The following is a 24,626-nucleotide window of genomic DNA, read 5'->3' on the forward strand; positions in this document are numbered from 1 at the left end:
CGGATCGCCTTGGAGACCGCCTTGACCGCGTCTTCCTGGCCGACGACCCGCTTGTGCAGCTCGTCTTCCATCCGCAGCAGCCGGGACGTCTCCTCCTCGGTCAGCTTGTAGACCGGGATGCCGGTCCAGTTCGCCAGAACCTCGGCGATCTGCTCGTCGTCGACCTCGGACACGACGTCCAGGTCGCCGGCCTTCCACTCCTTCTCCCGCTGCGCCTTCTGACCCAGGAGCTGCTTCTCCTTGTCACGCAGCTGGGCGGCCCGCTCGAAGTCCTGAGCGTCTATCGCCGACTCTTTGTCGCGACGGACCTGTGCGATCCGCTCGTCGAAGTCGCGCAGGTCTGGCGGTGCGGTCATGCGACGGATCCGCATCCGCGCACCCGCCTCGTCGATCAGGTCGATCGCCTTGTCCGGCAGGTACCGATCGGAGATGTACCGGTCGGCGAGGGTCGCCGCGGCCACGAGCGCGCCGTCGGTGATCGACACGCGGTGGTGCGCCTCGTACCGGTCGCGCAGCCCCTTCAGGATCTCGATCGTGTGGGCCAGCGACGGCTCGCCCACCTGGATCGGCTGGAACCGCCGCTCGAGCGCGGCGTCCTTCTCCAGGTGCTTGCGGTACTCGTCGAGGGTGGTCGCGCCGATCGTCTGCAGCTCACCACGGGCCAGCATCGGCTTGAGGATGCTCGCGGCGTCGATCGCGCCCTCGGCGGCACCAGCGCCGACCAGGGTGTGGATCTCGTCGATGAACAGGATGATGTCGCCCCGGGTGCGGATCTCCTTGAGCACCTTCTTCAGGCGCTCTTCGAAGTCACCGCGGTAGCGGGAGCCGGCGACCAGCGCGCCCAGGTCGAGGGTGTAGAGCTGCTTGTCCTTCAGCGTCTCGGGCACCTCGCCCTTGACGATCCGCTGGGACAGGCCCTCGACCACGGCCGTCTTGCCGACGCCGGGCTCGCCGATCAGGACCGGGTTGTTCTTGGTGCGGCGGGAGAGCACCTGCATCACCCGCTCGATCTCCTTCTCGCGCCCGATGACGGGGTCGAGCTTGCCTTCCCGGGCGGCCTGGGTCAGGTTGCGGCCGAACTGGTCCAGCACGAGGCTGGTGGACGGCGCGGCCTCACCCGCGGCGGCGCCGGCGGCAGCCGGCTCCTTGCCCTGGTAGCCGGAGAGCAGCTGGATGACCTGCTGGCGAACCCGGTTGAGGTCGGCGCCGAGCTTGACCAGCACCTGGGCGGCGACGCCCTCGCCCTCCCGGATCAGCCCCAGCAGGATGTGCTCGGTGCCGATGTAGTTGTGCCCGAGCTGCAACGCCTCACGCAGCGACAGCTCCAGCACCTTCTTGGCCCGCGGCGTGAACGGGATGTGCCCGCTCGGCGCCTGCTGACCCTGACCGATGATCTCTTCGACCTGCTGGCGGACGCCCTCCAGGGAGATACCGAGGCTCTCCAGGGCCTTGGCCGCAACGCCCTCACCCTCGTGGATGAGGCCGAGCAGGATGTGTTCCGTGCCGATGTAGTTGTGGTTGAGCATCCGGGCTTCTTCTTGAGCCAGGACGACAACCCGTCGCGCTCGGTCGGTGAACCGCTCGAACATGCCCTCGTGCTCCTCACTTGCCGTGCGCCATGATCTTGGCGGGGCCAGCGCCGGCGGACGTCCCGTCGGACGCCCGTGTCCTTACTCTATCGCCGCGGACCGACTCTGCTGTGGCCGTGCGTGCCTGACTAACCCTCGTCCGCGATGTTTTCCCCAACTCTGCCCGCTCTCGCGGTGTTCCCCCACGGTCCCGCAGTACGCGCAGAGCGAACACGCCCCCGCTGTCCACAGTCCGACAGGCCAGTTATCCACAGGTTGTGGATAACACGGCCGGGCCCGCGGCGCGCTGCGCCACGGGCCCGGTGCCGAGTTCGGTGATCAGCCGGGGCTCAGCGCCCGGCCTTCGCGTGGTACTCGTCAACAATCTCCTGCGGGATGCGCCCCCGGTCGGAGATGTCCTTGCCTTCCTTCTTCGCCCAAGCACGGATCGCCTTGTTCTGCTCGCGATCAGCCGCGGCACCGCCACGACCCCGGGCCGCACGACCGCCGACCACGACGCCGCCACGTCCGATCTTTGACCCGGCGACCAGGTATGGGGACATTACTTCCCGCAATTTGTCCGCGTTCTTCTTGGACAGGTCGATCTCGTACTGCACGCCGTCGAGCGAGAACTTGACCGTCTCGTCTGCGTCGCCACCGTCGAGGTCGTCGACCAACTTGTGAATGATCTGCTTGGCCACGGGCCGTTATCCTTCCGAGCAGGTTCCTCCCGCAAACAAGAGAACAATAGCTTGGAAGGCGCTCCTTCCGTCAATAGGATCGAAGAATCTACCCAGCCATCTACTCGGAGCGGACCAGCGGGAAGAGGATGGTTTCCCGAATACCGAGGCCGGTGAGCGCCATCAGGAGACGGTCGATTCCCATTCCCATGCCACCAGACGGCGGCATTCCGTACTCCAAGGCCCGCAGGAAGTCCTCGTCGAGGCGCATCGCTTCGTCGTCGCCCTTGGCAGCCAGCCGGGCCTGCGCGACAAGGCGTTCGCGCTGCACAACAGGGTCGACCAACTCGGAGTACCCGGTCGCCAGCTCGAAGCCGCGCACGTATAGATCCCACTTCTCGGTCAGCCCCGGCTGCTCCCGGTGGCTACGGACCAGCGGGCTCGTCTCCTCCGGGTAGTCACGCACGAAGGTTGGCGCCACCAGGTTCGGTACGACGAGCTCCTCGAAGAGTTCTTCGGCTAGCTTCCCCGGTCCCCACTTAGGGTCGACATCCAGATTGTGCTTCTCGGCGTACTGGATGAGCCGCGGCATCTCAGTACGGACGGTGACCTCCTCGCCGAGCGCCTCGGAAAGAACGCCGTAGAGAGTTACGGAGCGCCACTGCCCACCGAGGTCGAACTCGCTACCGTCGGCGTGGGTAACAACATTGGACCCAAAGGTCGCATGCGCCGCCTCCTGTACCAGTTCCCGGGTGAGGTTGCCGATCGTGTTGTAGTCGCCGTACGCCTCGTACGTCTCGAGCATCGCGAACTCGGGAGAGTGGGAAGAGTCAACTCCCTCATTCCGGAAGTTGCGGTTGATCTCGAAGACGCGTTCGATGCCGCCAACGACGCACCGCTTCAGGAATAGCTCAGGAGCGATTCGCAGATACAGATCAGTATCCAATGCATTGCTGTGCGTCACGAATGGTCGAGCCGTCGCGCCACCGTGCAGCAACTGCAACATTGGCGTCTCGACCTCAACGAACTCACGACGGTGCAGCGAGTCGCGCAGACTCCGCATCACGCCGGCACGTACTCGAACCGTTTCACGCGCCTGCGGACGCATGATCAGGTCGACGTACCGCTGCCGGACCCGAGCCTCCTCGCTCATCGGCTTGTGCGACACCGGAAGCGGACGGAGTGACTTGGCGGTCATCGCCCAGGAGTCGGCGAGTACGGACAGCTCGCCGCGCCGACTGGTGATCACCTCGCCGGTCACCCCGACGTGGTCCCCGAGGTCGACGACCCTCTTCCACTCCTCCAGCCGGTCGGGGCCGACCCGGTCGAGCGAGAGCATCGCCTGCAATTCGGTGCCGTCACCGTCGCGCAGTGTCGCGAAGCACAGCTTTCCGGTGTTGCGGATGAACATCACCCGGCCGGTTACGGAGACCGTGTCGCCCGTGGCGGTGTCGGTCGGCAGGTCGGCGTACCGCTCGCGGAGCTGGGCCAACGACGCCGTACGCGGATAGGTGATCGGGTACGGCTCGGCGCCGTCAGCGAGGATCCGATCTCGCTTGGACCGGCGAACCCGCATCTGCTCGGGAAGATCCTCGGCTGGTGAAGAGGCGGGTGTCTGCTCAGTCACGGCACGGCTTTCTGCTCAGAAGTGAAGAAGTGAAGTGGGATTCGTCCCCGAGCCTACTCAACTGGGAAATCGGTTAACCTTCGCCACGATGACGGACCACGTGCACGCGCTCTCGTTCGGAGCCGCCGCGGCGGCCTACGACCAGAATCGACCCACGTATCCGGTCGACGCCGTGACCTGGGCCGCCGGTGGGCCACCACCCCGCCGGGTCGTCGACCTGGGCGCCGGCACCGGCAAGCTGACCCGGGTCCTGCTCTCCGCCGGCTACGACGCGGTACCCGTGGAGCCGGACCCGAAGATGCGAGCGCGCCTGGCGGACGCGACGCCGGGCACGACGGCGCTGGCCGGTTCGGCAGAGACGGTTCCACTGCCTGACGGCGGCGCGGACGCGGTCGTAGCCGGGCAGGCGTACCACTGGTTCGATCCGGAGCGCGCCCATCCGGAGATCGCCCGGCTCCTGCGGCCGGGCGGCACGTTCGCGGCGATCTGGAACAGGCGTGACGACTCGGTGCCCTGGGTCGCCGAGCTGACCGTGATCACGCACGACCAGCCGGCTGTCCACGGCGGGTTCGATCCGGGCGACGAGCTGAGTTTCGGTGACACGTATTTCGGTCCGGTCGAGCGCGCCGAGTTCCACCATTCGACCACGCAGACGCCCGAAAGCCTGGTCGCGCTGGTCGCCACCCGCTCGTACTATCTGGTCGCCACGCCCGAGCACCGCGCCGAGATCGACGCGGCGGTTCGCCGGCTCTGCGCCGAGCACCCCGCTCTGGCCGGCCGCGAAACCTTCGAGCTCCCGTTCCAGACCTTCGCTTATAAAGCTCAGGTGTTGCGGTCGTAGACCATTCGCAGGCCGATCAGGGTGATCATCGGCTCGTGGTGGGTGATGGTGCGGCACTCGTCGATCACCACGGGCGCCAGCCCACCAGTCGCGATCACCGCGCGCAGCGGTCCAAGCTCTTCAGCCATCCGCTCCACGATCCGGTCGACCTGCCCGGCGAACCCGAAGTACATGCCGGACTGAAGGCACTCGACCGTGTTCTTGCCGATCACCGAGCGCGGCTTGGTCGGCTCGACCTTCCGCAGTTGCGCCGCTCGGGCCGCCAGCGCGTCGAAGGAAATCTCGATGCCCGGCGCGAACGCGCCGCCCAGGAACTCTCCGCGTTCACTGATCACGTCGAAGTTCGTGGTGGTGCCGAAGTCGACCACGATCGACGGGCCGCCGTACAGCGCGTGCGCGGCAAGTGTGTTGACCACCCGGTCGGAGCCGACCTCCTTCGGGTTGTCGATCGCCAACTGCACGCCCGTCTTGACACCCGGCTCGACGATCACGCTGGGCGTATCGCCGTAATAGCGCGCCAGCATCGTCCGCAGCGAGCGCAGCGCCGCCGGCACGGTCGAGCAGGCGGCCACACCGGTGATCTCCACGGCGTCGCCGGCCAGCAGGCCGCGCAGCTTCAGCCCCAGCTCGTCGGCCGTCGAGCGGGCATCCGTCTTGATCCGCCACGAGTGCACCAGCTTGTCGCCGTCGAACGTGGCGAGCACCGTGTTGGTGTTACCGATGTCAATGCACAGCAGCACGCGCTACTCCCGCAGGTCCATGGCGATGTCAACGATAGGCGAGGAGTGTGTGAGGGCTCCCACCGACAGGTAGTCGACGCCGGTGGCCGCGTACTCGGCAGCCACCTCCAGGGTCAGCCCACCGGTCGCCTCCAACTCGGCGCGGTCGCCCACCGCCGCCACCACGTCGCGCAGCGCGGCCGGCGTCATGTTGTCGCAGAGCAGGAACGTCGCACCGGCCTCCACCGACTCGACCGCCTCCTCGACGGTGGTCACCTCGACCTGTACGGGCACGTCCGGGAAGGCCTCCCGCACCCGCTGGTACGCCGCCGTCAGCCCACCCGCTGCCAGCTTGTGGTTGTCCTTGATCATCGCGACGTCGTAGAGGCCCATGCGCTTGTTCGCGCCGCCGCCGGCCCGCACCGCGTACTTCTCCAGGACGCGCAGCCCGGGCGTGGTCTTGCGGGTGTCGAGCACCTGCGCCTTGCTGCCCGCGAGCGCGTCGGCCCACTCCCGGGTGTGGGTGGCGACGCCGGACATCCGGCAGAGCAGGTTGAGCGCCGTGCGCTCGGCGGTGAGCAATGCCCGGGTCGGCCCGGCCACGGTGGCCAGCACGTCGTCGCGGGCCACCCACGCGCCGTCGGGCACCAGAGCTTCGCATCGGGTACTGGGATCGGCCAGCTCGAACACCGCGGCGGCGACCGGCAGTCCGGCCACGACACCGTCGGCGCGCGCGACCAGCTCGGCGGTCCCGACCTGGTCCTCGGGGATCGTGGCGATGCTCGTCACGTCGAGCCCGCCCGGGCCGAGGTCCTCCTCCAGCGCCCGGCGCACGATCAGCTCGACATCCAGCGGCGGCAGCCCGACCGCGACCAGCGCCTCGACAGTGGCCTTTTTCATACTGCCCCCTTCCAGGTTTCGGTGACCGAGCCATCCTGGCCGATACCGCCGAGGAAGTGGCCGAGCCACCGGTCGTCCGCGGCCGGAAAGTCTTCGCGCCAGTGGCAGCCGCGCGTCTCCTGGCGGGCGTACGCGGCGGCGACGAGCGCCGACGCGACCGTGACCAGGTTTGTGGCCTCCCAGCTCGCCGTGCGCGCCGTGCCTCGGGTCGCGCCGAGCGTGGTCAGCTCAGCGGCGGCGCCGGCCAGCGACTCGGCCGAGCGCAGTACGCCGGCGCCGCGAGTCATGGCGCGCTGCAGCGCGGGACGGCTGTCCTGGTCCACCACCCATCCGGCGTCACCTGCGGGCTCCGCCGGGTCGGCCTGCGGAGGCAGGCCGCGGGCGATGTCCTCGGCGATCCGCCGGGCGAAGACCAGCCCTTCGAGCAGGGAGTTGCTGGCGAGGCGGTTGGCGCCGTGCACTCCGGTGCAGGCCACCTCGCCGCACGCGTACAGGCCGGGAATCGAGGTGCGGCCGTGCAGGTCGGTGCGGACGCCGCCAGAGGCGTAGTGCGCGGCGGGCGCCACCGGGATCAGGCCGGTCGCGGGATCGATGCCGGCCGCGCGGCAGGCCGCGGTGATCGTCGGGAACCGGTGCGCCACGTCCGCCAGGTGCCGGGCGTCCAGGTAGACGTGGTCGGCGCCGGTGGCTGCCAGTACTCGATAGATCCCCTTCGCGACCACGTCGCGCGGCGCCAGCTCGGCCAGCTCGTGCTGGCCGACCATGAAGCGCTTCCCGTCGCCGTCCACGAGGTGCGCGCCCTCCCCGCGCAGCGCCTCCGAGATCAGTGGCCGTTGCACTGCGTGCATGTCGCCGCCCACGAAGGAGGTGGGGTGGAACTGCACGAACTCGATGTCGGTGACTGCGGCGCCCGCCCGCATGGCGACCGCCACCCCGTCGCCGGTGGAGACCGGCGGGTTCGTCGTCGCCGCGAAGATCTGGCCCATCCCGCCGGTGGCCAGCACGACCGCGCGACCGAGGATCGCGCCGACACCGTCTTCGCTGCCCTCTCCGAGCACGTGCAGCGTGATGCCGCAGACCCGGCCGTCCGCCGCGCGCAGCAGGTCCAGCACCAGCGCGTGCTCGACGAGCCGGATCCATGGGTCGCGGCGTACCGCGGCGTGCAGCGCACGCTGCACCTCCGCGCCGGTCGCGTCGCCGCCGGCGTGCACGATGCGGTTGGCCCGGTGCCCGCCCTCGCGGGTCAGCATCAGCGAGCCGTCCGGGTACCGGTCGAACTCCGCGCCGAGCCGCATGAGCTCACGTACCCGGGCGGGCCCCTCATCTACCAGTACGCCGACGGCTGCCGGATCGCACAGGCCGACCCCGGCGATCTCTGTGTCGGCGGCGTGGGCCGCCGGGGTGTCCAGCGGATCGAGTACCGCGGCGATGCCGCCCTGTGCCCAGCGGGTGGACCCGTCGTCGATGTTGACCTTGGTGACGACCGTGACGTGCAGGCCGGCCTCGCGCAGGTGCAGGGCGGCGGTCAACCCCGCGATGCCCGAGCCGACCACAACGACGTCGGTGGTCTCAGCCCAGCCGGGCGTCGGCGCGCCCAGCCGGTGGGGCACCGCCGGCAGTCCAACACTCATCTCATCAGTAGATCGCGTTGCGGCGCGTGGTAACGGGCGGGGTGGGGTAGGACACTCACCTAATCCGCGTACCGGATGGGCAGCCCGTTGGGGCCGGCGCCCTTCATCGACCGGTTGACCGTGCGCTCACTCAGCCACAAGTAGCAGCGGACGCCGCGGTTTCCGCCCTTCCATTCGTCTTCGCTGCCCGGCAGCGACACGACGCCCGTGCGGTACTTGATGTTGCCGTCGTTCGGCACCCCGGCGAACTTCGCGATCACCTTGCGGCACTCGTTGTGGAACTTGTCCCAGTCTGCACTCTTTGTGGGGTATGCCCCATCGGGCGCGGTCCATACGCCGGCGAACTCGCTGTTGTGGTCCTTGGCACACTCGGCCGCCGGCATCGTGTCGATGCTGCTGTCCTTCGCCAGCTTGACCGAGTAGCACCCGAGTGAAAGGGGCGAAGCGGCCTTGAGGACACCCTTGAGGGTGCCGGTGCGGGCCGCGGTGTCGCCGTTGTCCTCCACGTTGGTGACCTCGGTGACGTCACAGCGGAACCACCGGGCCCCGCCCGTCCACGCCTGCGCGGACGGCAGTGCCACAGCCAGCCGGAGCCGCCCGTTGCGCCAGTCGCTGCCCACGTACTCCTTGGTCTTGGTGTCGCACTCGGCGAACGCCGCCTTGATCTCGGCGGAGTCCTTGCCGGGCGGTGCGGTCAACCCGGCGGCCGCGCCGGTGAAGGTGCCCACGTACACGGTCTCCAACCGGTGCGTGGTGGCACAGTCGACCGGCTCGTACGAAGACAGGTACGCGGTCTCGGCGTAGTCGCTCTCGTGACAGATCTCAGCGGTAGGCGTGAACGGCTGGGGCTCCGCGACCGCCTTCCAGTCGTCGGACAGGTCGCCGTCGACGCCTGCCGGCTTGCCGCACGCGGAGAGCGCCAAGGTGGCAGCTCCCCCCACCGCCAGCACGGCTATCCACCGTCGCATCGTGCGTCCTCCCCAAGAGCACAACGATTTACCGGACGGCCGAGCATACGGCACCCGGCTGTGACGCCCTCCAACTTGAATCTCTTCTAACCTACGGAGGGTGCGCAAGCGCCGACCACACCCGGTGCCGCCACCGACGGGTCGGTGCCGAGCTCGATGACCCGATTGTGTGAGTCGACGTGCACCACCCTCGGCCGGTACGTCCGGGCCGTCGCGTCGTCGAGCTGGGCGTACGAGATCAGGATTACCAGGTCACCGGGGTGGACGAGGTGCGCGGCGGCGCCGTTGATGCCGATCACGCCGGTGCCGCGGGCGCCCGGGATCACGTACGTCTCCAGGCGCGCCCCGTTGGTCACGTCGACGATCGCCACCTGCTCGCCGGCCAGGAGATCGGCGGCCTCCATGAGGTCTTCGTCGACCGTCACGGACCCGACGTAGTGCAGGTCTGCCTGGGTCACCGTGGCTCGATGGATCTTGGACTTGAGCATGGTCCGGTACATCTCAGGCGACCTCCACGGCAGCGTTGTCGATCAAGCGCGTCGCACCGACCCGGGCCGCGACCAGCAGGCGTCCAGGGCCGTGCGCTGGCGCCGGGCCCAGGTCGGGATCGGTCAACACCAGGTAGTCAAGCTCCGCAGTGCTCCCGTCGAACACCGCACGGGCCGCCTTCTCCGCGTCTTCACCGCGCCGCGCCGCATCGGCACCCGCCCGGAGCGCCTTCGACAGCGTCAGCGCCGCGTCGCGCTCGGCGTCCGACAGGTACCGGTTGCGGCTGGACAGGGCCAGACCATCCACCTCGCGGACCGTGGGCACGCCGATGACCTCCACCGGCACGTCGAGGTCGCGCACCATCCGCTTGACGAGCGTGAGCTGCTGATAGTCCTTCTCACCGAAGAACGTGAAATCCGGTCGCGTGAGCTGGAGCAGCTTCAGCACGACGGTCAGCACGCCGTGGAAGAAGCCGGGCCGGCTGGCACCCTCGAACCGCTCGCCCAGCGGGCCCGGGTTGACCCGCACGAGCGGCTCGCCCGCCGGGTACATCTCGGTGCGGTCCGGCGCGAAAACCAGATCGACGCCGGCCGCCGCACATATCGCCAGGTCCGTGTCCAGGGTGCGGGGGTACCGGTCGAAGTCCTCGTTCGGCCCGAACTGGAGCGGGTTCACGAAGATCGTCGCGATCACCCGGTCGGCCCGGGCGCGAGCCGCACGCAGCAGCGCCTTGTGGCCCTGATGCAGCGCGCCCATCGTCATCACGACCGCGACCGTCCCGTCCAGGGCAGCTCGCCCCGCCGCCAGTTCAGCGCGGGTGTGCACCAGATCCATTACGTCGTCGTCTCCTCGCGATCGGTTAACGCGTCGAGCAGGGGCTCGGCGTCGAGTGGCCGCAGGCGGCCGGCGGCGATCGCCCGGTCAGCGGTGCGGCGGGCGAGCGCCAGGTACGCGGGCACCGACTCGGGTGCCACAGCGGAGAGCCGATCGAGGTGCCGGGCGACCGTGCCGGCATCGCCCCGGGAGACCGGGCCGGTCAGCGCGCCGTCGCCCAGCCGCAGCGTGTTGTCGAGCGAAGTGCGCAGCAGCGGGCCGAGCACCTTCTCCGGGTGGACCACGCCCGCGTCGCGGAGCCGGTCGAGCGCCTCGTTCACGAGCGTGACCAGGTGGTTCGCCCCGTGTGCCAGCGCGGCGTGATAGAGCACGCGGTCGTCCTCCGCCACCCACTCGACGGTGCCGCCGAGGTCTGCGACAAGCCGCTCGGCGAAGGGGCGCAGCTCCGGCTCGGCGGTCGCCCCGAAGGCGGCACCGGCCAGCTTGGCCAGGTCGTCGGCGGTGCCGGCGAACGTCATCGCCGGATGCAGGGCGAGTGGACGCGCACCGCTGGCCAGTACCGGGGCGAGAACCGCGAGACCGTGCGCTCCCGAGGTGTGCGCCACGACCTGCCCCGGACGCAGGGCCGCCGCCACGCCGGCGGCCACCTGGGCAAGCGCGTCGTCTGGAACGGCGATGATCAGCAGGTCAGTGGCCTCGCGGGCCACCTCGACCGGGGTCAGCTCGGCGGCTCCGGGCAGGAGGCGAGCCCTGCGGGCCTTCGACCCGGTGGAGGCGCCGGAGGCGGCCACCACACGGTGGCCGGAGCGCTCGAGCGCCGCGCCGAGCACAGCACCGACGCGGCCGGCGCCGATAACACCGACGATCATGCGTTGATCCAGTCCTTGCGGTCATAGGTACCGGTCGACGCAAGTATGCGTCGTTGTTACAGACGTGAGACAAGAGGGTGTGAAGGTTTTCACCGTGGTCGATCACGAGCGAATGAACTGGCAAAACGCCATGGAGGACGCCCTCTACGGCCCGCACGGCTTCTTCACCTCGGGTGCCGGGCCGGCCGCGCACTTCCGCACCAGCGTGCACGCGTCCCCGCTCTTCGTGTCTGCCGTGCTCCGCCTGATCACGCACCTCGACGAGGCGCTCGGCCATCCCGACCAGCTCGACGTGGTCGACGTCGGCGCGGGTCGCGGCGAACTCCTGACCGCCCTCGCCGCGGCGGCTCCACCGGCACTCCGCGACCGGCTGCGCCTGACCGCGGTGGAGAAGGCCGCCCGGCCGCCCGACCTGCCGGACGGGATCGGCTGGCGATCGGAGCCGCCCACCGGCGTGACCGGGCTGCTCATCGCGACCGAGTGGCTCGACAACGTACCGCTCGACGTGGTGGACGGGGATCGGTACGTCACGGTGGATCGGGCCGGTGCCGAGAAGCCGGGCGCCCCGATCAATGCCGACGACACGGCGTGGCTCGCCCGCTGGTGGCCGGACGGTGGCCGAGCCGAGGTTGGCCTGACGCGCGACCGGGCGTGGTCGGGAGCCGTGGAGATGGTGGTGCGCGGGCTGGCGCTGGCCGTCGACTATGGCCACCTGCGCGACGCTCGGCCGTACGGCGGCACCCTCACCGGGTACCGTGCCGGGCGCCAGGTGCCCCCGGTGCCGGACGGGAGCTGCGACATCACCGCGCACGTGGCGATCGACTCGGTGGCCGAGGCGGCCGGCCGGCCGTACACGCTGATCTCCCAACGGGAGGCGCTGCGCGCGCTCGGTATCAGCGGCACCCGACCGCCGATCACCATGGCCGGTACGGACCCGGTGGGCTATGTACGCGCGCTGGCCACCGCGTCGGCGGCGGCCGAACTGACCGAACCGGCCGGCCTCGGCGGGCACTGGTGGCTCCTTCACCCCATCGACCTCGACAGTCTGCCCTTCCCCGCCGGCGTGGGACGATGACCCAATGACTGACCTGCGCGAGGTCACGGTTGGCACCGGTGCTGGGCTCGACACCGCCGACATGGTGCTCAACATCGGTCCACAGCACCCGTCGACGCACGGAGTGCTGAGACTCAAGCTGGTGCTCGACGGCGAGCGTGTGGTCTCGTGCGAGCCGATCGTCGGATACATGCACCGGGGCGCGGAAAAGCTCTTCGAGGTGCGCGACTACCGGCAGATCATCGTGCTCGCCAACCGGCACGACTGGCTGTCCGCGTTCGCCAACGAGCTGGGCGTGGTACTGGCCGTCGAGCGGCTCATGGGCCTGGAGGTGCCGGAGCGGGCGGTCTGGCTCCGCACCGCATTGGCCGAGCTGAACCGGATCCTCAACCACCTCATGTTCCTCGGCTCGTACCCGCTGGAGATCGGCGCGATCACGCCGGTGTTCTACGCGTTCCGGGAGCGGGAGACGCTGCAGGCGGTACTGGAAGAGGCCACCGGCGGCCGGATGCACTACATGTTCAACCGGGTCGGCGGCCTCAAGGAAGAGGTGCCCGCGGGCTGGACGCGGCGGACCCGGGAGGCCGTCGGTCAGGTGCGGCGGCGCCTGCCAGACCTGGAAAACCTGATCCGTCGCAACGAGATCTTCCTCGCCCGCACGGTCGGGGTGGGTGTGCTGACCGCTGCGCAGGCGGCGGCGTTCGGAGCGTCCGGGCCGGTGGCGAGGGCGTCCGGGCTCGACTTCGACCTGCGCCACGACGAGCCGTACCTCGCGTACGGCGACCTCGACGTGCCGGTGGTGACCCGCGAGGCGGGTGACTGCCACGCACGCTTTGAGGTGCTCCTCGACCAGGTGCACGTCTCGCTGGACCTGGTCGACCGCTGCCTGGAGATGGTCGACCGGATCACCGGACCTGTCAACGTGCGGCTGCCGAAGGTGGTCAAGGCACCCGAGGGCCACACGTACGCCTGGACCGAGAATCCCCTCGGCCTCAACGGGTACTACCTGGTGTCGCGGGGCGAGAAGACGCCGTGGCGGATGAAAATGCGCACCGCTTCGTACGCGAACGTGCAGGCGCTCTCCACGCTCATACCCGGGTGCCTGGTGCCGGACCTGATCGCGATCCTGGGCTCGATGTTCTTCGTCGTCGGCGACATCGACAAGTAAGAGTCAGCGCCAGCGCTGGTCTTCCTCGGCGCGACGCGACCGGCGACCCGCGTCCGGCTGGTACCGGTACTCGTCCTCGTCATCCTGATAGCGGCGCCGCCGCCCGGACGTATCCTGCTCGGCGGCGTTCCAACCCTGGCCCCACGACGTTGTGGGCTCGATGGGGCCGGCCGGCAAAGCTGCGGGCCCGCCGCGCCGGTCCCAGCCGTTGTCGCTCTGGGGACCGCGCAGGTCACGCAGCCAGGCGCCGTCCTCGTGCTGTTCCTCGCGGTGGGGTTCCGCTCGGCGCGGCTCTTCACGGCGAGACTCTTCACGGCGCGGCTCTTCGCGCCGGACCGCGGCCCAGCGGTCCTGGATCCGCACCTCGCTGCCGGACTCGTCAGCGCGGACGGCGGCGCGCCGCTCTCCCATCCGCAGCTCCTGCACGTGGTCGTCGCTGCGCACCGAGGCCCACCGGTCACCGGCCTTCACGTCGGTCCACCGGCCCTCGTCGCGCGGCTCCTCTTCGCGGTCGTACGGGCGCGGCCGGCGGGCGTCGCCACCGCCTCGGGCCCGGTCGCCCGCCCAGGAACCGTCACGCGGATGCTCGCCCTGCCGATCACCCAGCCGTTCGCCCTGCCGATCACCCAGCCGTTCGCCCTGCCGATCACCCAGCCAGGCGCTGTCAGGCCCGCGGCGCCCGTCCTCCGGCCAGGACTGGTCGGCGCCACGCGACCGGTCACCCTGCCAGGAACTGTCAGGCCCCCGGCGCCGCTCCTCAGGCCATGAGTCGCCACGGCCACCCGACCACGGCTCTTCGCCGCCTCGTTGCCGGTCATCCGGCCATGGTCCGCCACCGCGCTGGCGGTCGTCTTGCCACTGCGCGTCGTCGGGTTCCGCGGCGCGGCGGCGGCGACCGCCCGGCGGCGGGGCCGGGGGTGCCGACCACTGCGCGGCGTCGCCGCCGTAGCGCCCCGGCCGGGCAGCCGCGTCATCGGCCGGCGGAAACTCCGGACCGCCGTATCCGCCGCCCTCGTATCCGCCGTAGCCGCCCGCGCCGTATACGCGGCCCGTGCCCGACTCGTCGTCGCCGTGGGGGTCCACGATGGTCTGGCGGGTGGTGACCTGCACGGTTTCGGTGTGCCGGACGATCCCGCCGGGCACCCGCGCCCTCGCACCGACGTGCCCGGGGCCGGGGCCGGGCGGCGGCAAGGCTATCCCGGCGTGGGCGGGCTGCGGAACGCTCGCCATGCCCGCTGGTTGGGCGATGCCGAGGTGACCGGCTTGGGCGACGCCCGCCACGCCCGGCGGTTGGGCCACGCCGGCGTGCATGGGCTGACCGTTGGCGCCGGCCGGTGGCTCCGGGCGGGCAAACCCGGCAGCGACTGGGGCGGCCGTGGGGAAGATGGCGCCCTCGCGGGCGGGCGCTGGTGGCTGAACGGGGCCGCCCCCTGCCACTCGCGCCGCTTCGACCTGCATGCGCAGCGCTTGCACGCTCTCATGCATGACTTGGAGCTTTTCCGAGAAAGCTTTGTGTGTCGCCCGAGCGGCGGTGGCGATGTCGTTGCGCACGTCTTCGCGGAGCATGTCGACCTCTTCGAGAAGGGTCTCCTCCATGTCCAGACGCATACTCTCCGCGTCTCGGCGCAACGTGATCGACAGGCCAATGAGGACAACGGCGAGCACCGCGAGGACGGCGGCCACTCGCAGCGCCCCGGCACCTTGGCCTAGCAGCAGCAGTAATGCCGCCAGCGGAGCCAGCCCCACCCCGGCCCAGAACACAATGGTGAGCAGCCGTGCGCCCCGCCGCTCAGATGGCGGTTCGGAGGCCGGCATGGCTGTGGAGCCTACCGATACTTCCGGGTCAGCGGAATGGCCGGCCACGTATTCCGGCACCGGCTCGCCTAGCAGCGGATCGGTCACATGGGGACAACGATGATGCGACCCGGGACACGCTCCGGCACCGGAAAAGTCGAGCGATTTGGCCGCCCTGGGTCGCCCAGAAGGCCGAACGGCGCGGGACTTGCCTGTCCCGCGCCGTTTCAGCAGCTACCGTCAGCCGGCCGCGAGCGCCCCGTCGGACGAGAACACCAGGCCGACGCTGATCGCACCGGTGGTCAGCGCGTTTTTGGTCTGCGGACCGCCAGCGTCAAGAGAGCTGAACGACCCGGCCTTGAACCCGTACGTGTCTACGAGCCCCTTCTGGCACTTGGGGCGCTGCGGGCACTCCGGCGGGCCGCCCATGACCGTCGCCGAACCGGAGCACTTCGCCGCCAGGTCGGAAAGCGTCTTCACGCTGTACTTGTCAGCGAACTCCTGCGTCACCGCGAAGGCGTTCTGATCCTGCGCCGCGGAGGGCCGACCAAACGTGAGGCCGACCTTCTGCCCAGCCTCTTTGAGGCCCGACATGGTCTTGTCGAGGTCGGGTGACGAGATCGCTGGTGCGCTCGCGCCATTGACCTTGGCGTTGAGGAAGTCGGCCAGCGTGGCGGCGTATTCGGGCACCACCTGGATCTCGCCCTTTTCCAGCGCCGGCTCGTACAGCTCACGGTTACCGATCTGCTGCACGGTCACCTGGTAGCCAGCCGCGGTGAGCACGATCCGGTACAGCTCGGCCAGCGTCTGGTTTTCGCTGAAGTTGGCCGCGCCGATGATCACCTTGCCGCCCTGACCCTTTTGGAGGTTGTAGGCCAGGGCATTGGCCTGCGCGAAATCCTCGGCCGCCACCTTGGGCGTCTTGCGGTCGACGTCGACGGCCTTGTTGAGCGCGATGAGCTTGGTCGTGTCGAGCGCGCCCGACACCTTGTTGAGCGCCGCGATCATTTCCGGCGTGGACGCCTTCGCGTTGATCGCCGGCACCACGTTGTCGGTGTTTTGAAGCTTCTTGTCGTCTTCGAGCACGACGAGCTTGCTGCCAGCCGCCGGGGCACAGCCGGCACCGGAGGCGTCGGCCGCGGGCGCGTCGGTGCCCGAGGACCCCTCTTCCCCGCAGCCCGTGAGAATCATTGCGCCGGCCAGGGCGCCGAGGGCGCCAAGGACCAGCCGTTTGCGTGCGCGCATACCTGCCCGCCTTCCGTGTCCCGGCGCGGCCATGACGGCCGGCCGCGTGTCCGACAGGCGACTGATGCCGCCCGTAACTCAGCCAACATCCTTACAGGGGGTACCGACAAACTTCCCGAGGACTCGCAACCGGATCGTCATGCCCTGCCGGTGGCGCTGGCGGTGCGGCGAGCGGCCCGACCGCGCGAGCGCCGCAGCGGCCGCGGTGTGACCACCCGCTCCACCCCCGCGAGTACCACCTCGACCAGCAGGGCGAGCAGCGCCACGAGCAGACCGCCAGCGAGGATCTGACCGCCGCCGGTGGCGATGCCCAGGCCGAACCCGGCACTGATGATCTGGCCGAGCCCACCGCCGTTGACGAAGGACGCCAGCGCGGCGGTGGCCACCACCTGTACCGCCGCCGTGCGGAATCCGGCCGCCAGGTACGGCACGGCCAGCGGCAGCTCCACGCGGCGCAGCACCTGCATGCCGGACAGCCCCATGCCGCGCGCCGCGTCACGGGCCTCCGGATCGACCTCCCGCACCCCGGTGTACGCGTTTGCCAGCAGCGGCGGCACCGCGAAGACCGCAAGAGCGACGATGACCGGCCGCTCCCCGAAACCGAGGAAGGTCAGCGGCAGGATGGTCAGCAGCGCGATCGTCGGGATAGCGAGCGTGACGTTCGAGATCATGACGACCACGCCGCCGCCGCGCCCGATGTGCCCCAGCCAGAGCCCGAGCGGCCAGGCCACCAGGCAACCCAGCGCGACCGCGGCGGCCGAGATCCACAGATGCTCGCCGAGCCGGTCCAGGACGCCGCCCGGATTTGTCCAGTTCAACGGGTCGTTGAGCCAGGTCACCGCCTGCTGGATCGGATCTTCCGCGATCATGACGCCCTCCGGCGGGCCCACGGGGTCAGCAGCCGGCCGGCGGTGGCCAGTAGCAGGTCGAGCACCAGCGCGAGCGCGACGCACAGCACGGTGCCGGTGACGATCTCGGCTCGGTAGAAGTTGTTACGGAAGCCACCGAGGATCAGGTCACCCAGCCCGCCCTTCCCGATCAGCGCGCCGACCGTGACGAGTGCCACGGTCGACACGGTGGCGAGCCGGAGCCCGGTCAGGATGCCCGGCAGGGCGAGCGGCAGGTCGATACGCAGCAGCCGCCCGAACCGGCCGTACCCCATGCCCTGCGCCGCGTCGCGCACCTCGGCCGGTACCTGGTTGAGCCCGGCGAGCGTGTTGCGCACGATCAGCAACAGGGCGTACAGGACCAGGGCGATCAGCACCGACGTGGTGCGGGTGGTGCCGACGTACGGAGCGATGAAGGCGAGCAGGGCCAGCGAGGGGATGGTGTAGAGGACGCCCGAGAGTGCGAGAATCGGGCCGGTGAGCGGGCGGATCCAGTACGCGACGACGGCGAGCGGCACGGCCACGAGCGCGGCGATCACGACGGCCTCGGCGGTCAGCGTGGCGTGCTCGCGGAGCGCCTCCGCAATGGTGTCCGAATTGTCCCGCACGTACTGCCACGAAAACCACGGGTTCCCGGGGTCGTCGCGGTAGCTCTGGAAGGACATACGTGGACGTTACCCCGACAGCTGCCTCGATCGAACTCGACGGCATTCGCAAGCAGTATCCGGACGGCACCGTCGCCGTCGGCGGACTGAGCCTTCAGGTGCGGGCCGGCGAGCTGGTGGTCCTCATCGGACCATCTGGATGCGGCAAGTCGACCGTGCTCCGGATGATCAACAGGCTCATCGAGCCGACCGGCGGCCGCATCCTCATCGATGGCGAAGACGCCACCGCGGCCGATCCGGTCCAGTTGCGCCGCCGGATCGGATACGTCATCCAGAACGTCGGCCTCTTTCCACATCAGACGATCCGCACGAACGTCAGCACGGTGCCGCGGTTGCTCGGGTGGCCCAAGACCCGCATCCGCACGCGCACCGACGAGCTCCTCGAACTGGTCGGGCTCGACCCGGGACAGTTCGGTGACCGGTACCCGCAGGAGCTCTCGGGCGGGCAGCGCCAGCGGGTCGGCGTGGCACGCGCGCTCGCCGCCGACCCGGTCGTACTGCTGATGGACGAGCCGTTCTCCGCCGTCGACCCCATCGTGCGCGGCCGGTTGCAGGAGGAGTTCCTGCGGCTTCAGGCAGACGTGCGCAAGACGATCGTGCTGGTCACGCACGATCTCGACGAGGCCGTGCGGCTCGGCGACCGGATCGCGGTGCTCTCCGAGGGCGGCAAGCTGGAGCAGTACGCCACACCAGCCGACCTGCTCGGCAAGCCCGCTTCCCCGTTCGTGCGCGAGTTCGTCGGCGACGACCGGGGCATCCGCCGGCTGGCGGTCACGCCGATCAGCCGCGAGATGTTGAGCCCACTGTCCGAAGGGGACGGCCTCGACGGGTACCCGGCGGTCGACCTGGGTTCGTCGCTGTACGACGCGCTCGCGACGATGCTCACCAGTAACTCCGACAACGCCAAGGTGACCGACAACGGGCAGCCGGTCGGCCTGCTCACCCGCCATCGGGTACTGAGCATCGACTACCCGGCCGAGTCGGCCGGGTAGTTTCTCGTGATCAGGGCGTCCCTCAAGTCGTTAAAGCGACTTGAGGGACGCCCTGATCACGATTCAGGGTGAGCGGCGTCAAGCCGTGCCGCGTCTGCCGCCCAGGGTGGCCGCGCCGACGATCCAGCCGACGAACAGCCCGTACGTGGCGCCGGAGCCGGCCGCCTGGAAGGCGCCCAGCAGCGACGGGTTGGAGTGGATCAGCGCCGCGAGCAGTGATGCGGCGCCACCGGCGAAGATGAAGGCGGCCCAGCCGGCGAAGAACTGGCTGAGCGTGCCGCGCGCCCGGGCGAGTTGCGAACCGGGCAACGCCATGAGGAACAGGGCGGTGAAGACGACGACCAGGATGGCCCGCAGGTTGGTGGAGAGAAGGTCCCGGGCTGGCTGGTCCGAGTCGACACTCCACGCTGGCCAGGTGAGCAGGCGCAGGAACCAGCCGCCCGCCGTGTTCGGATCAGTGTTGTCCGCGGCCCAGTCCCGGTACCAGGGACTGCCGAAGACCAGCACCAGCACCAGCGCGGCTAGCGTGCCCGCACCGGTTGCGGTCTTATAACGAGTGGCTGTGAGCACCATGGCGCCGTATTGCCCCGTGTGGCGCCGCGCTCAAACCTGTCGATCACTCAGGCGGCGTCATGGCTCAGCAGATAGTCGATGAACGCGGCCCGCAGCAGCGGCTCGGTCTCGTCGTCGTAGCCGTGGCCCGTGAACTCGCGCCACAGCGCGACCGCCTCGTCGATCGTCGGCCCCACCGAGTTGGGCGAGCCGTCCAGTTTCTCGACGTCGTCGGCGTGCGGCAGGTGCCGCAGCACCGACCAGAAGAAGCGGACATCGCGGCGCCGGCGCGCAAGCGCGAAGGCCCGCTCACGCAGGTCCTCAGTCGACAGCGCGTCCAGCTCGGCGAACGTGACTCCGGCCATGAGTGGAGCTTACGCGGCTGATCAGCGGCGCCCGACGGCTGGCCGGATCACCGGCCGGTACCCCACCGATCGTTGTCCCACTGGTCGGCCCGCCCGGCCGGCGGCTGCGCCGACAGCGACGACCACGAGTCCTGCCGATCCGACTGGCTCCACCCGGCCGAGGGGGTCGCCGTGGTCTCCGGCGTCCACTCCTCCTCGTCGTAGTACCCGTCGCGCGCCGAGCGCGGGTGGCCGTACGTCTCCACCAGCCGTGTGACGACCAGCCCGGCCACGAGTACGCCCGCCGCGATCGCGAACTTCGAGATGTCCCAGCCCATCTTGTCCTCGTACACGAGGAAGACGGTGATCAGTACGACGGCCAGCAGCGTGCCGAGGATGCCCCCGCGCCGGCCGAAGCCACTGGTGCCGCCCAGCAGCGCGGCCCCGATCGCGAGGCCGGTCCACTCCAGGCCGGTCGCCGGCACGACCGGGCCGTCGGTGCTGGCCGCGATCAGGATGCCCGCCACGGCGGCGAAGGCGGTCGAGAGGATCAGGGTGCCGGCGGTCAGCGCCGCGGCAAGCCCGCCCCGGCGCACGGCGGGGTCGCCCACCGGCCGGAACCTCCCGACCGCACGGCGTACCGGTTTGATCGTGCCGATGAGTCCACCGATCACGGACAGTGCCGCCACGCCACCAAAGAGATACAGCGCGTATTCGGTGGGGTCCCACTCACCCTGCAGGTTGACCGGTGCCAGGCGCTGCTGGATGTAGACGATCGCCACCAGCGTGCCGGCCAGAGTGCCCGCCCAGCCAGGGACGTGGAATCCGACCACTACGACCGCCATGAGGGCACCGAGAATCGCAGCCGCCACGGCGGCCTCTCCCGCGGCGGTGACGACACCGCGGTCGCCCTGCTCCGCGAAGTGCAGGCCCGCGGCGACGGCGACCGGCCCGAGCGCGAGGTTGGGCACGCCGGCCCGCAGCGCGAGGCTCGCACCCACGGCGAGCAGGCCGAGGGCGGCCGCGGAGACGAGCAGCGCGTCCAGCGCCGCGCCGCGCAGGGCGCTGGCGTCCTCGCGGTACAGCAGGAAGGCCAGGCCACCCGCCGCGATCAGGAGCACGACCTCCCAGGCCACGTGTACCGCGATCCGGTCGCGCCCGGGCTCGCCGTGCGTCGGGTCGTCGAAGACGTCACCGAGAGCCGCCGGTGACACGGCGCGCCGCTGGGTGGTCTGCATCGGGTCGGGTTCCCGGAACTCGTTCGCCACCGGGAAGCTGCCGGTCTGGTAGCCGCCACTGGCCGAGCCGAAACCGGCGTCGGAGCCGAACCGAGTGTCTTCGCGGAGTCCACCGGACACGATGGGGTCCGTGTCCCGCCGCCGGAAGGACGGCTCGTCGTACGCCATGTCGCGCGCCTCCTGTGCTCTTTCGGGACCCGTTCCGCGCCGCATAGCTGTACGGATAGGGACGCTCGACGGATTGAAATCCGTCCCCACGGAAAGAGCCCAGCAGCCGCACCGTACTCGGCGGACCCCGGGGACGTCACCCCCGGTGGCCGGTCAGCGGCCGGGACGCAGCCTACTTGTCCGGCTTATCCGATTCTTTCTCACTATCTGGCTGCTCAGGCACCCGGCAGGATCGCTCCAACCAGAGCGCGGCGCCGACGAGCGCCAGCGACGCCACCAGCCCGGCCGTCGCCGCGGGGATGTCGTTCGAGCTCGCCCGGGTGCGCTCGATCAGCAGCCAGCCGAGAATGCCCGCGTACGTGCCGGCGAAGATGGCCCCGGCCAGCGAAGACGCCTTCGCGAGGACGACGTACCGCGCGACGGCCAGCGGATCGACCGGCTCGCGGCCGGGCTTGCGCTCGATGCGGGCCCGGGTGTTGACCGCGACGTACCCCTCCAGGAAGGCGAGGGCCGCGATCGTGATCGTCGGCAGCCACGGCAGCGCCGGGATGTTTCCGTAAAAGCGGCTGATCATCAGCCAGGACACCGCCGCGGCGGCCAGACCGGCCACGAGAAGGGTGGCGGGCCGGGTCGGGCCCATCCTTGGACGCTCGGGCGCCGACCCGCTGTCCTGCGGTGGAGACTGCGGTTCCATTACCTCGACTCTAACCGCAGATCCGGGCGCGGGCTGACAGCGAGGGCGTCGCCCGCGACCGGTTCGGCCTGGAGCAGGTCGGTCAGCCAGCCGTGGCCGGGCAGCTGGCCGTACGGCTGGATGTCGATCCACGGCCGCAGCACGAACGCGCGCAGGTGAGCGCGCGGGTGCGGCAGGGTCAGCTCGGGATCGTCGCTGCGCACGGGCTCGCCGGCGTCGTCCCACACGGCGATCACGTCGACGTCCAGCGTGCGCGGTCCGAACCGGCGCTCCGGGTCGCGGACCCGCCCGGCACGTGCCTCAAGGGCGCGGGCCCGGTCCAGCCAGTCGCGCGGGCCGGCGGCATCATCGTGTACCAGCGCCGCCGCGTTCAGGTACGCGGGCTGATCGTCATCGCCCCACGGTGGCGTCTCGTACACGCCGGACACCACCAGCAGCACGTCGTCGAGCCCGCGGACCGCCGTCCACAGATGCTCGTACCGGTCTTCGAGGTTGCTGCCGAGCGACAGTACGGCCCGACTCACAGCTGGCGTTCCCTGCGCATGGTGACGGCCACGTCCGAGAACTCGTGCGGTATCGGGGCCTGCGGCTTGTGCACCGTCACGGTCGCCACCTCGACCCGGGTATCGGAGAGGCACACCTCGGCGAGGCGCTCGGCCAGTGTCTCGATCAGGTTGACCGGCTCACCGGCCACCACGGCGACCAGCCGCTCTGCCAGCTCGCCGTAGTGCACCGTGTCGGCCACGTCGTCGGAGCGGGCCGCCCGGGTGAGGTCCAGCTCCAGCTCCACGTCGACGAGGAAGTCCTGCCCCTGGGCCCGCTCGAAGTCGTACACACCGTGGCGGCCGCGGGCGCGCAGCCCGGTGAGCTTGATCCGGTCCATCAGCGCGCCAGCTTAGGTGCGCCGGACGCCTGCCAGACCGCGAGCGCGTCCACCGTGGCGCGTACGTCGTGCACCCGTACGCCCCATACGCCCGCCGCCACCGCGAGCACGCTGGTCGCGACCGTCGCGGCCTCCCGCTCATCGGCCGAGCGCGGCGCGCCGTCGGGCCCGGCGAGGAGGGCGCCCAGGTACGACTTGCGGCTGGCGCCGAAGAGCACCGGGTACCCGAGCCCGAGCAGCTCGTCGAGCCGCCGGGTCAGCTGCCAGTTGTGCTCGGGCGTCTTGGCGAAGCCCAGCCCCGGGTCGATGACCAGGCGTTCGGCGGCCACCCCGGCGGCCACTGCCTCGTCGACCCGCTGCAGCAGTTCCGCCTTGACCTCTGTCACCACGTCGGCGTACGAGGCCAGCTCCCGCATGTGCCGGGAGTGACCGCGCCAGTGCATGAGGACCCATGGACAGCCGGCGTTGGCGACCACCTTGCCCATGGCCGGGTCGGCGAGGCCGCCGGAAACATCGTTTACCAGGGTCGCGCCCGCCTCCAGCGCGCCCGCGGCCACGCTCGCCCGGGTGGTGTCGATGCTCATCGGCACCCCGGCGGCGGCCAGCTCACGGATCACCGGCAGTACCCGGCCGGCCTCGGTTTCGGCGTCGACACGCTCGGCGCCGGGACGGGTGGACTCACCACCGATATCGATGATGTGTGCGCCCTGACGTCGCATTTCCAGGCCGTGTTCGACGGCGTCGTTAAGACACACATAGCGTCCGCCGTCGGAGAACGAGTCCGGCGTTACGTTGAGAACTCCCATCACGACCGGGTGAGCGGGACTCAACAGATCAGTCACGAACTGACGGTACCGTCGCACCTGATTAGCACGTATGTTCGATGACGGCTACCATGGGCCACGGCGCCACCATGGGCCACAGTCTTCGTAGCTTGGCAGAAAGGGGGGTGCCCCGTACGCTTTGCAACTACTGGTCATTCCATCGTCGTGGCATGAGGAGATGGGCAAAAACCAGGACAAACAGCCCAGAAACGTTCACCATGAGTGGTGGGCGATAAGCAGACAGTGATCTGACTCCCACTGCCGGGCGGACGCGGACCGGGGAGGTTTCCACCCATGAACGCCATAGAGCTCGTCACAGCGGCGTGGTCCACGACCACGCACGCCGGGGACGCGCTCAATCTCATACTGGCCGCGGAGCCGGAGCCCAAGGGCATCGACACAGAGGGTGTCGTCGGCTTCTTCGCCAGCAAGGTCGCTCCGATTCTCCTCGCCGTGCTCGGAGTGATCTTCATTGGGCGAGCCAGCAAGGGCGAGATCTCGAAGGTGCTGACGAGTTCGGCGATCGCCATCGTGGGCCTCGCCTTCATCGCCGGCGCGGCGACGCTGTTCTTCGTCGGCGACTACCTCATCGACCTGATCTTCGAGTAGGTCGCGGGCTCGACATGCGGCTGCGCACAGATGACGACATCTACCGGGCACGCCTGGTCTACCTCGGCCCGCCGGGGTACACCTTGCCCGTCCACCTGCCGTACGCACAGTACGGCGTCTTCATGCTGCTCGTGCCGCTGTACGTGTTCATCCACTACCTGTTCACGTTCAAGGTGGAGCTGTTTCCCGCATGGGAGATAGCACTCGCCATCGTGACCACGTCCTTCATCTTCCGGTACGTAGATCCCGACCGCCCCGCTCGCATGGTCATCCGTACCGCCCTGACCGACTGGCGCCGCACTCGCGAGCCCGCCGTCGAGCAGCGCGACCCGCGCCTCGTCGCCACTCGGATCAAGGTCCGGGAGGAGTTGGTATGAGTCGCC

General features: G+C 69.9%; 27 protein-coding genes. 6 read left to right on the forward strand and 21 right to left on the reverse strand.

Translation table 11 applies throughout. The annotated features are described in order from the left end of the window. The 3 genes from QMG73_RS43700 to lysS form a co-directional block, all read right to left on the reverse strand. Positions 1 to 1,589 (reverse strand): ATP-dependent Clp protease ATP-binding subunit (locus QMG73_RS43700; RefSeq protein ID WP_281905754.1); only part of this gene is annotated, 1,589 nt, incomplete at its 3' end. 329 nt (positions 1,590 to 1,918) lie between these two features. Beyond that, on the reverse strand, positions 1,919 to 2,269 hold the full coding sequence (locus QMG73_RS43705; RefSeq protein WP_265252365.1) for a histone-like nucleoid-structuring protein Lsr2: 351 nt from the start codon (positions 2,267 to 2,269) through the stop codon (positions 1,919 to 1,921). A gap of 100 nt (positions 2,270 to 2,369) precedes the next feature. After that, positions 2,370 to 3,824, reverse strand: a complete 1,455-nt coding sequence (lysS, locus tag QMG73_RS43710) for a lysine--tRNA ligase (RefSeq protein ID WP_281905815.1) — start codon at positions 3,822 to 3,824, stop codon at positions 2,370 to 2,372. 139 nt (positions 3,825 to 3,963) lie between these two features. On the opposite strand from lysS, the gene QMG73_RS43715 reads away from it, so the two are divergent. Then, positions 3,964 to 4,716 (forward strand): class I SAM-dependent methyltransferase, encoded by a 753-nt coding sequence (locus QMG73_RS43715; protein WP_281905756.1) that lies wholly within the window; start codon positions 3,964 to 3,966, stop codon positions 4,714 to 4,716. Here QMG73_RS43715 and QMG73_RS43720 read toward each other — a convergent pair. The 7 genes from QMG73_RS43720 to QMG73_RS43750 all read right to left on the reverse strand — a co-directional run bounded on the left by QMG73_RS43720 (position 4,698) and on the right by QMG73_RS43750 (position 11,126). Then, positions 4,698 to 5,456, reverse strand: a complete 759-nt coding sequence (locus tag QMG73_RS43720) for a type III pantothenate kinase (RefSeq protein WP_281905757.1) — start codon at positions 5,454 to 5,456, stop codon at positions 4,698 to 4,700. The two genes, QMG73_RS43715 and QMG73_RS43720, sit on opposite strands and share 19 nt — an antisense overlap. Before the next feature lie 3 nt (positions 5,457 to 5,459). Next, positions 5,460 to 6,335 carry a carboxylating nicotinate-nucleotide diphosphorylase gene (gene nadC / locus QMG73_RS43725; RefSeq protein WP_281905758.1) on the reverse strand — a complete coding sequence of 292 codons (876 nt, stop codon included), beginning with the start codon at positions 6,333 to 6,335 and terminating at the stop codon, positions 5,460 to 5,462. Further along, entirely contained in the window at positions 6,332 to 7,966 is a 1,635-nt protein-coding gene (locus QMG73_RS43730) for an L-aspartate oxidase (protein ID WP_281905759.1), read from the reverse strand. Before QMG73_RS43730 ends, nadC begins: the two co-directional genes overlap by 4 nt. A gap of 59 nt (positions 7,967 to 8,025) precedes the next feature. Further along, entirely contained in the window at positions 8,026 to 8,934 is a 909-nt protein-coding gene (locus QMG73_RS43735) for a septum formation family protein (RefSeq protein WP_281905761.1), read from the reverse strand. An 86-nt stretch (positions 8,935 to 9,020) separates the two neighbouring features. Continuing rightward, a complete protein-coding gene (gene panD, locus QMG73_RS43740; protein ID WP_281905762.1) occupies positions 9,021 to 9,434 on the reverse strand; it encodes an aspartate 1-decarboxylase in 414 nt (137 codons plus the stop codon). Position 9,435: 1 nt separating this feature from the next. After that, positions 9,436 to 10,257 (reverse strand): pantoate--beta-alanine ligase, encoded by an 822-nt coding sequence (panC, locus tag QMG73_RS43745; protein ID WP_281905763.1) that lies wholly within the window; start codon positions 10,255 to 10,257, stop codon positions 9,436 to 9,438. Beyond that, the gene (locus tag QMG73_RS43750) at positions 10,257 to 11,126 is read right to left on the reverse strand and encodes a Rossmann-like and DUF2520 domain-containing protein (RefSeq protein WP_281905764.1); all 870 of its coding nucleotides are present in this window, start codon (positions 11,124 to 11,126) and stop codon (positions 10,257 to 10,259) included. The genes panC and QMG73_RS43750 overlap by 1 nt, the downstream gene beginning before the upstream one ends. A gap of 112 nt (positions 11,127 to 11,238) precedes the next feature. Between QMG73_RS43750 and QMG73_RS43755 the strand changes: the two genes are divergently transcribed. Both QMG73_RS43755 and QMG73_RS43760 read left to right on the forward strand, forming a co-directional pair. Then, positions 11,239 to 12,201, forward strand: coding sequence for an SAM-dependent methyltransferase (locus QMG73_RS43755; RefSeq protein WP_281905816.1), 963 nt, complete (start codon positions 11,239 to 11,241; stop codon positions 12,199 to 12,201). Between the two features lie 4 nt (positions 12,202 to 12,205). Further along, on the forward strand, positions 12,206 to 13,348 hold the full coding sequence (locus QMG73_RS43760) for an NADH-quinone oxidoreductase subunit D (RefSeq protein WP_281905766.1): 1,143 nt from the start codon (positions 12,206 to 12,208) through the stop codon (positions 13,346 to 13,348). 3 nt (positions 13,349 to 13,351) lie between these two features. Here the strand turns inward: QMG73_RS43760 and QMG73_RS43765 are convergent, their stop codons facing one another. The 4 genes from QMG73_RS43765 to QMG73_RS43780 form a co-directional block, all read right to left on the reverse strand. Then, a complete protein-coding gene (locus QMG73_RS43765) occupies positions 13,352 to 15,250 on the reverse strand; it encodes a hypothetical protein (RefSeq protein ID WP_281905769.1) in 1,899 nt (632 codons plus the stop codon). Between the two features lie 132 nt (positions 15,251 to 15,382). Next, a complete protein-coding gene (locus QMG73_RS43770; protein ID WP_281905772.1) occupies positions 15,383 to 16,387 on the reverse strand; it encodes a glycine betaine ABC transporter substrate-binding protein in 1,005 nt (334 codons plus the stop codon). 137 nt (positions 16,388 to 16,524) lie between these two features. After that, positions 16,525 to 17,256 carry an ABC transporter permease gene (locus QMG73_RS43775; protein WP_281905774.1) on the reverse strand — a complete coding sequence of 244 codons (732 nt, stop codon included), beginning with the start codon at positions 17,254 to 17,256 and terminating at the stop codon, positions 16,525 to 16,527. After that, positions 17,253 to 17,939, reverse strand: coding sequence for an ABC transporter permease (locus QMG73_RS43780; protein WP_281905777.1), 687 nt, complete (start codon positions 17,937 to 17,939; stop codon positions 17,253 to 17,255). The genes QMG73_RS43775 and QMG73_RS43780 overlap by 4 nt, the downstream gene beginning before the upstream one ends. Before the next feature lie 2 nt (positions 17,940 to 17,941). Between QMG73_RS43780 and QMG73_RS43785 the strand changes: the two genes are divergently transcribed. Next, on the forward strand, positions 17,942 to 18,931 hold the full coding sequence (locus QMG73_RS43785; RefSeq protein ID WP_281905779.1) for an ABC transporter ATP-binding protein: 990 nt from the start codon (positions 17,942 to 17,944) through the stop codon (positions 18,929 to 18,931). 78 nt (positions 18,932 to 19,009) lie between these two features. Here QMG73_RS43785 and QMG73_RS43790 read toward each other — a convergent pair whose 3' ends face one another. From QMG73_RS43790 to folP, 7 genes are all read right to left on the reverse strand, one after another. Continuing rightward, positions 19,010 to 19,504: a hypothetical protein gene (locus QMG73_RS43790; protein WP_281905781.1), complete on the reverse strand. Its 495-nt coding sequence runs from the start codon at positions 19,502 to 19,504 to the stop codon at positions 19,010 to 19,012. Between the two features lie 47 nt (positions 19,505 to 19,551). Then, positions 19,552 to 19,848 (reverse strand): hypothetical protein, encoded by a 297-nt coding sequence (locus QMG73_RS43795; protein ID WP_281905782.1) that lies wholly within the window; start codon positions 19,846 to 19,848, stop codon positions 19,552 to 19,554. Between the two features lie 47 nt (positions 19,849 to 19,895). After that, the gene (locus QMG73_RS43800) at positions 19,896 to 21,233 is read right to left on the reverse strand and encodes an ABC transporter permease (RefSeq protein ID WP_281905785.1); all 1,338 of its coding nucleotides are present in this window, start codon (positions 21,231 to 21,233) and stop codon (positions 19,896 to 19,898) included. A gap of 172 nt (positions 21,234 to 21,405) precedes the next feature. Continuing rightward, positions 21,406 to 21,873, reverse strand: a complete 468-nt coding sequence (locus tag QMG73_RS43805; protein ID WP_281905818.1) for a DUF3180 domain-containing protein — start codon at positions 21,871 to 21,873, stop codon at positions 21,406 to 21,408. Positions 21,874 to 21,926: 53 nt separating this feature from the next. Next, complete coding sequence (folK, locus tag QMG73_RS43810) at positions 21,927 to 22,451, reverse strand: 2-amino-4-hydroxy-6-hydroxymethyldihydropteridine diphosphokinase (protein ID WP_281905787.1); 525 nt, start codon at positions 22,449 to 22,451, stop codon at positions 21,927 to 21,929. Then, the gene (gene folB, locus QMG73_RS43815; protein ID WP_281905789.1) at positions 22,448 to 22,810 is read right to left on the reverse strand and encodes a dihydroneopterin aldolase; all 363 of its coding nucleotides are present in this window, start codon (positions 22,808 to 22,810) and stop codon (positions 22,448 to 22,450) included. The genes folK and folB overlap by 4 nt, the downstream gene beginning before the upstream one ends. After that, positions 22,810 to 23,652: a dihydropteroate synthase gene (gene folP, locus QMG73_RS43820; RefSeq protein ID WP_281905791.1), complete on the reverse strand. Its 843-nt coding sequence runs from the start codon at positions 23,650 to 23,652 to the stop codon at positions 22,810 to 22,812. The genes folB and folP overlap by 1 nt, the downstream gene beginning before the upstream one ends. A gap of 276 nt (positions 23,653 to 23,928) precedes the next feature. Between folP and QMG73_RS43825 the strand changes: the two genes are divergently transcribed. Together QMG73_RS43825 and QMG73_RS43830 are read left to right on the forward strand one after the other, a co-directional pair. Continuing rightward, positions 23,929 to 24,243, forward strand: coding sequence for a hypothetical protein (locus QMG73_RS43825; RefSeq protein WP_281905792.1), 315 nt, complete (start codon positions 23,929 to 23,931; stop codon positions 24,241 to 24,243). A gap of 14 nt (positions 24,244 to 24,257) precedes the next feature. Next, entirely contained in the window at positions 24,258 to 24,620 is a 363-nt protein-coding gene (locus QMG73_RS43830; protein WP_265252341.1) for a hypothetical protein, read from the forward strand. The last annotated feature ends 6 nt before the right edge of the window (positions 24,621 to 24,626 follow it).

The organism is Phytohabitans aurantiacus (assembly GCF_027923225.1).
Taxonomy (GTDB): Bacteria; Actinomycetota; Actinomycetes; order Mycobacteriales; family Micromonosporaceae; genus Phytohabitans; species Phytohabitans aurantiacus.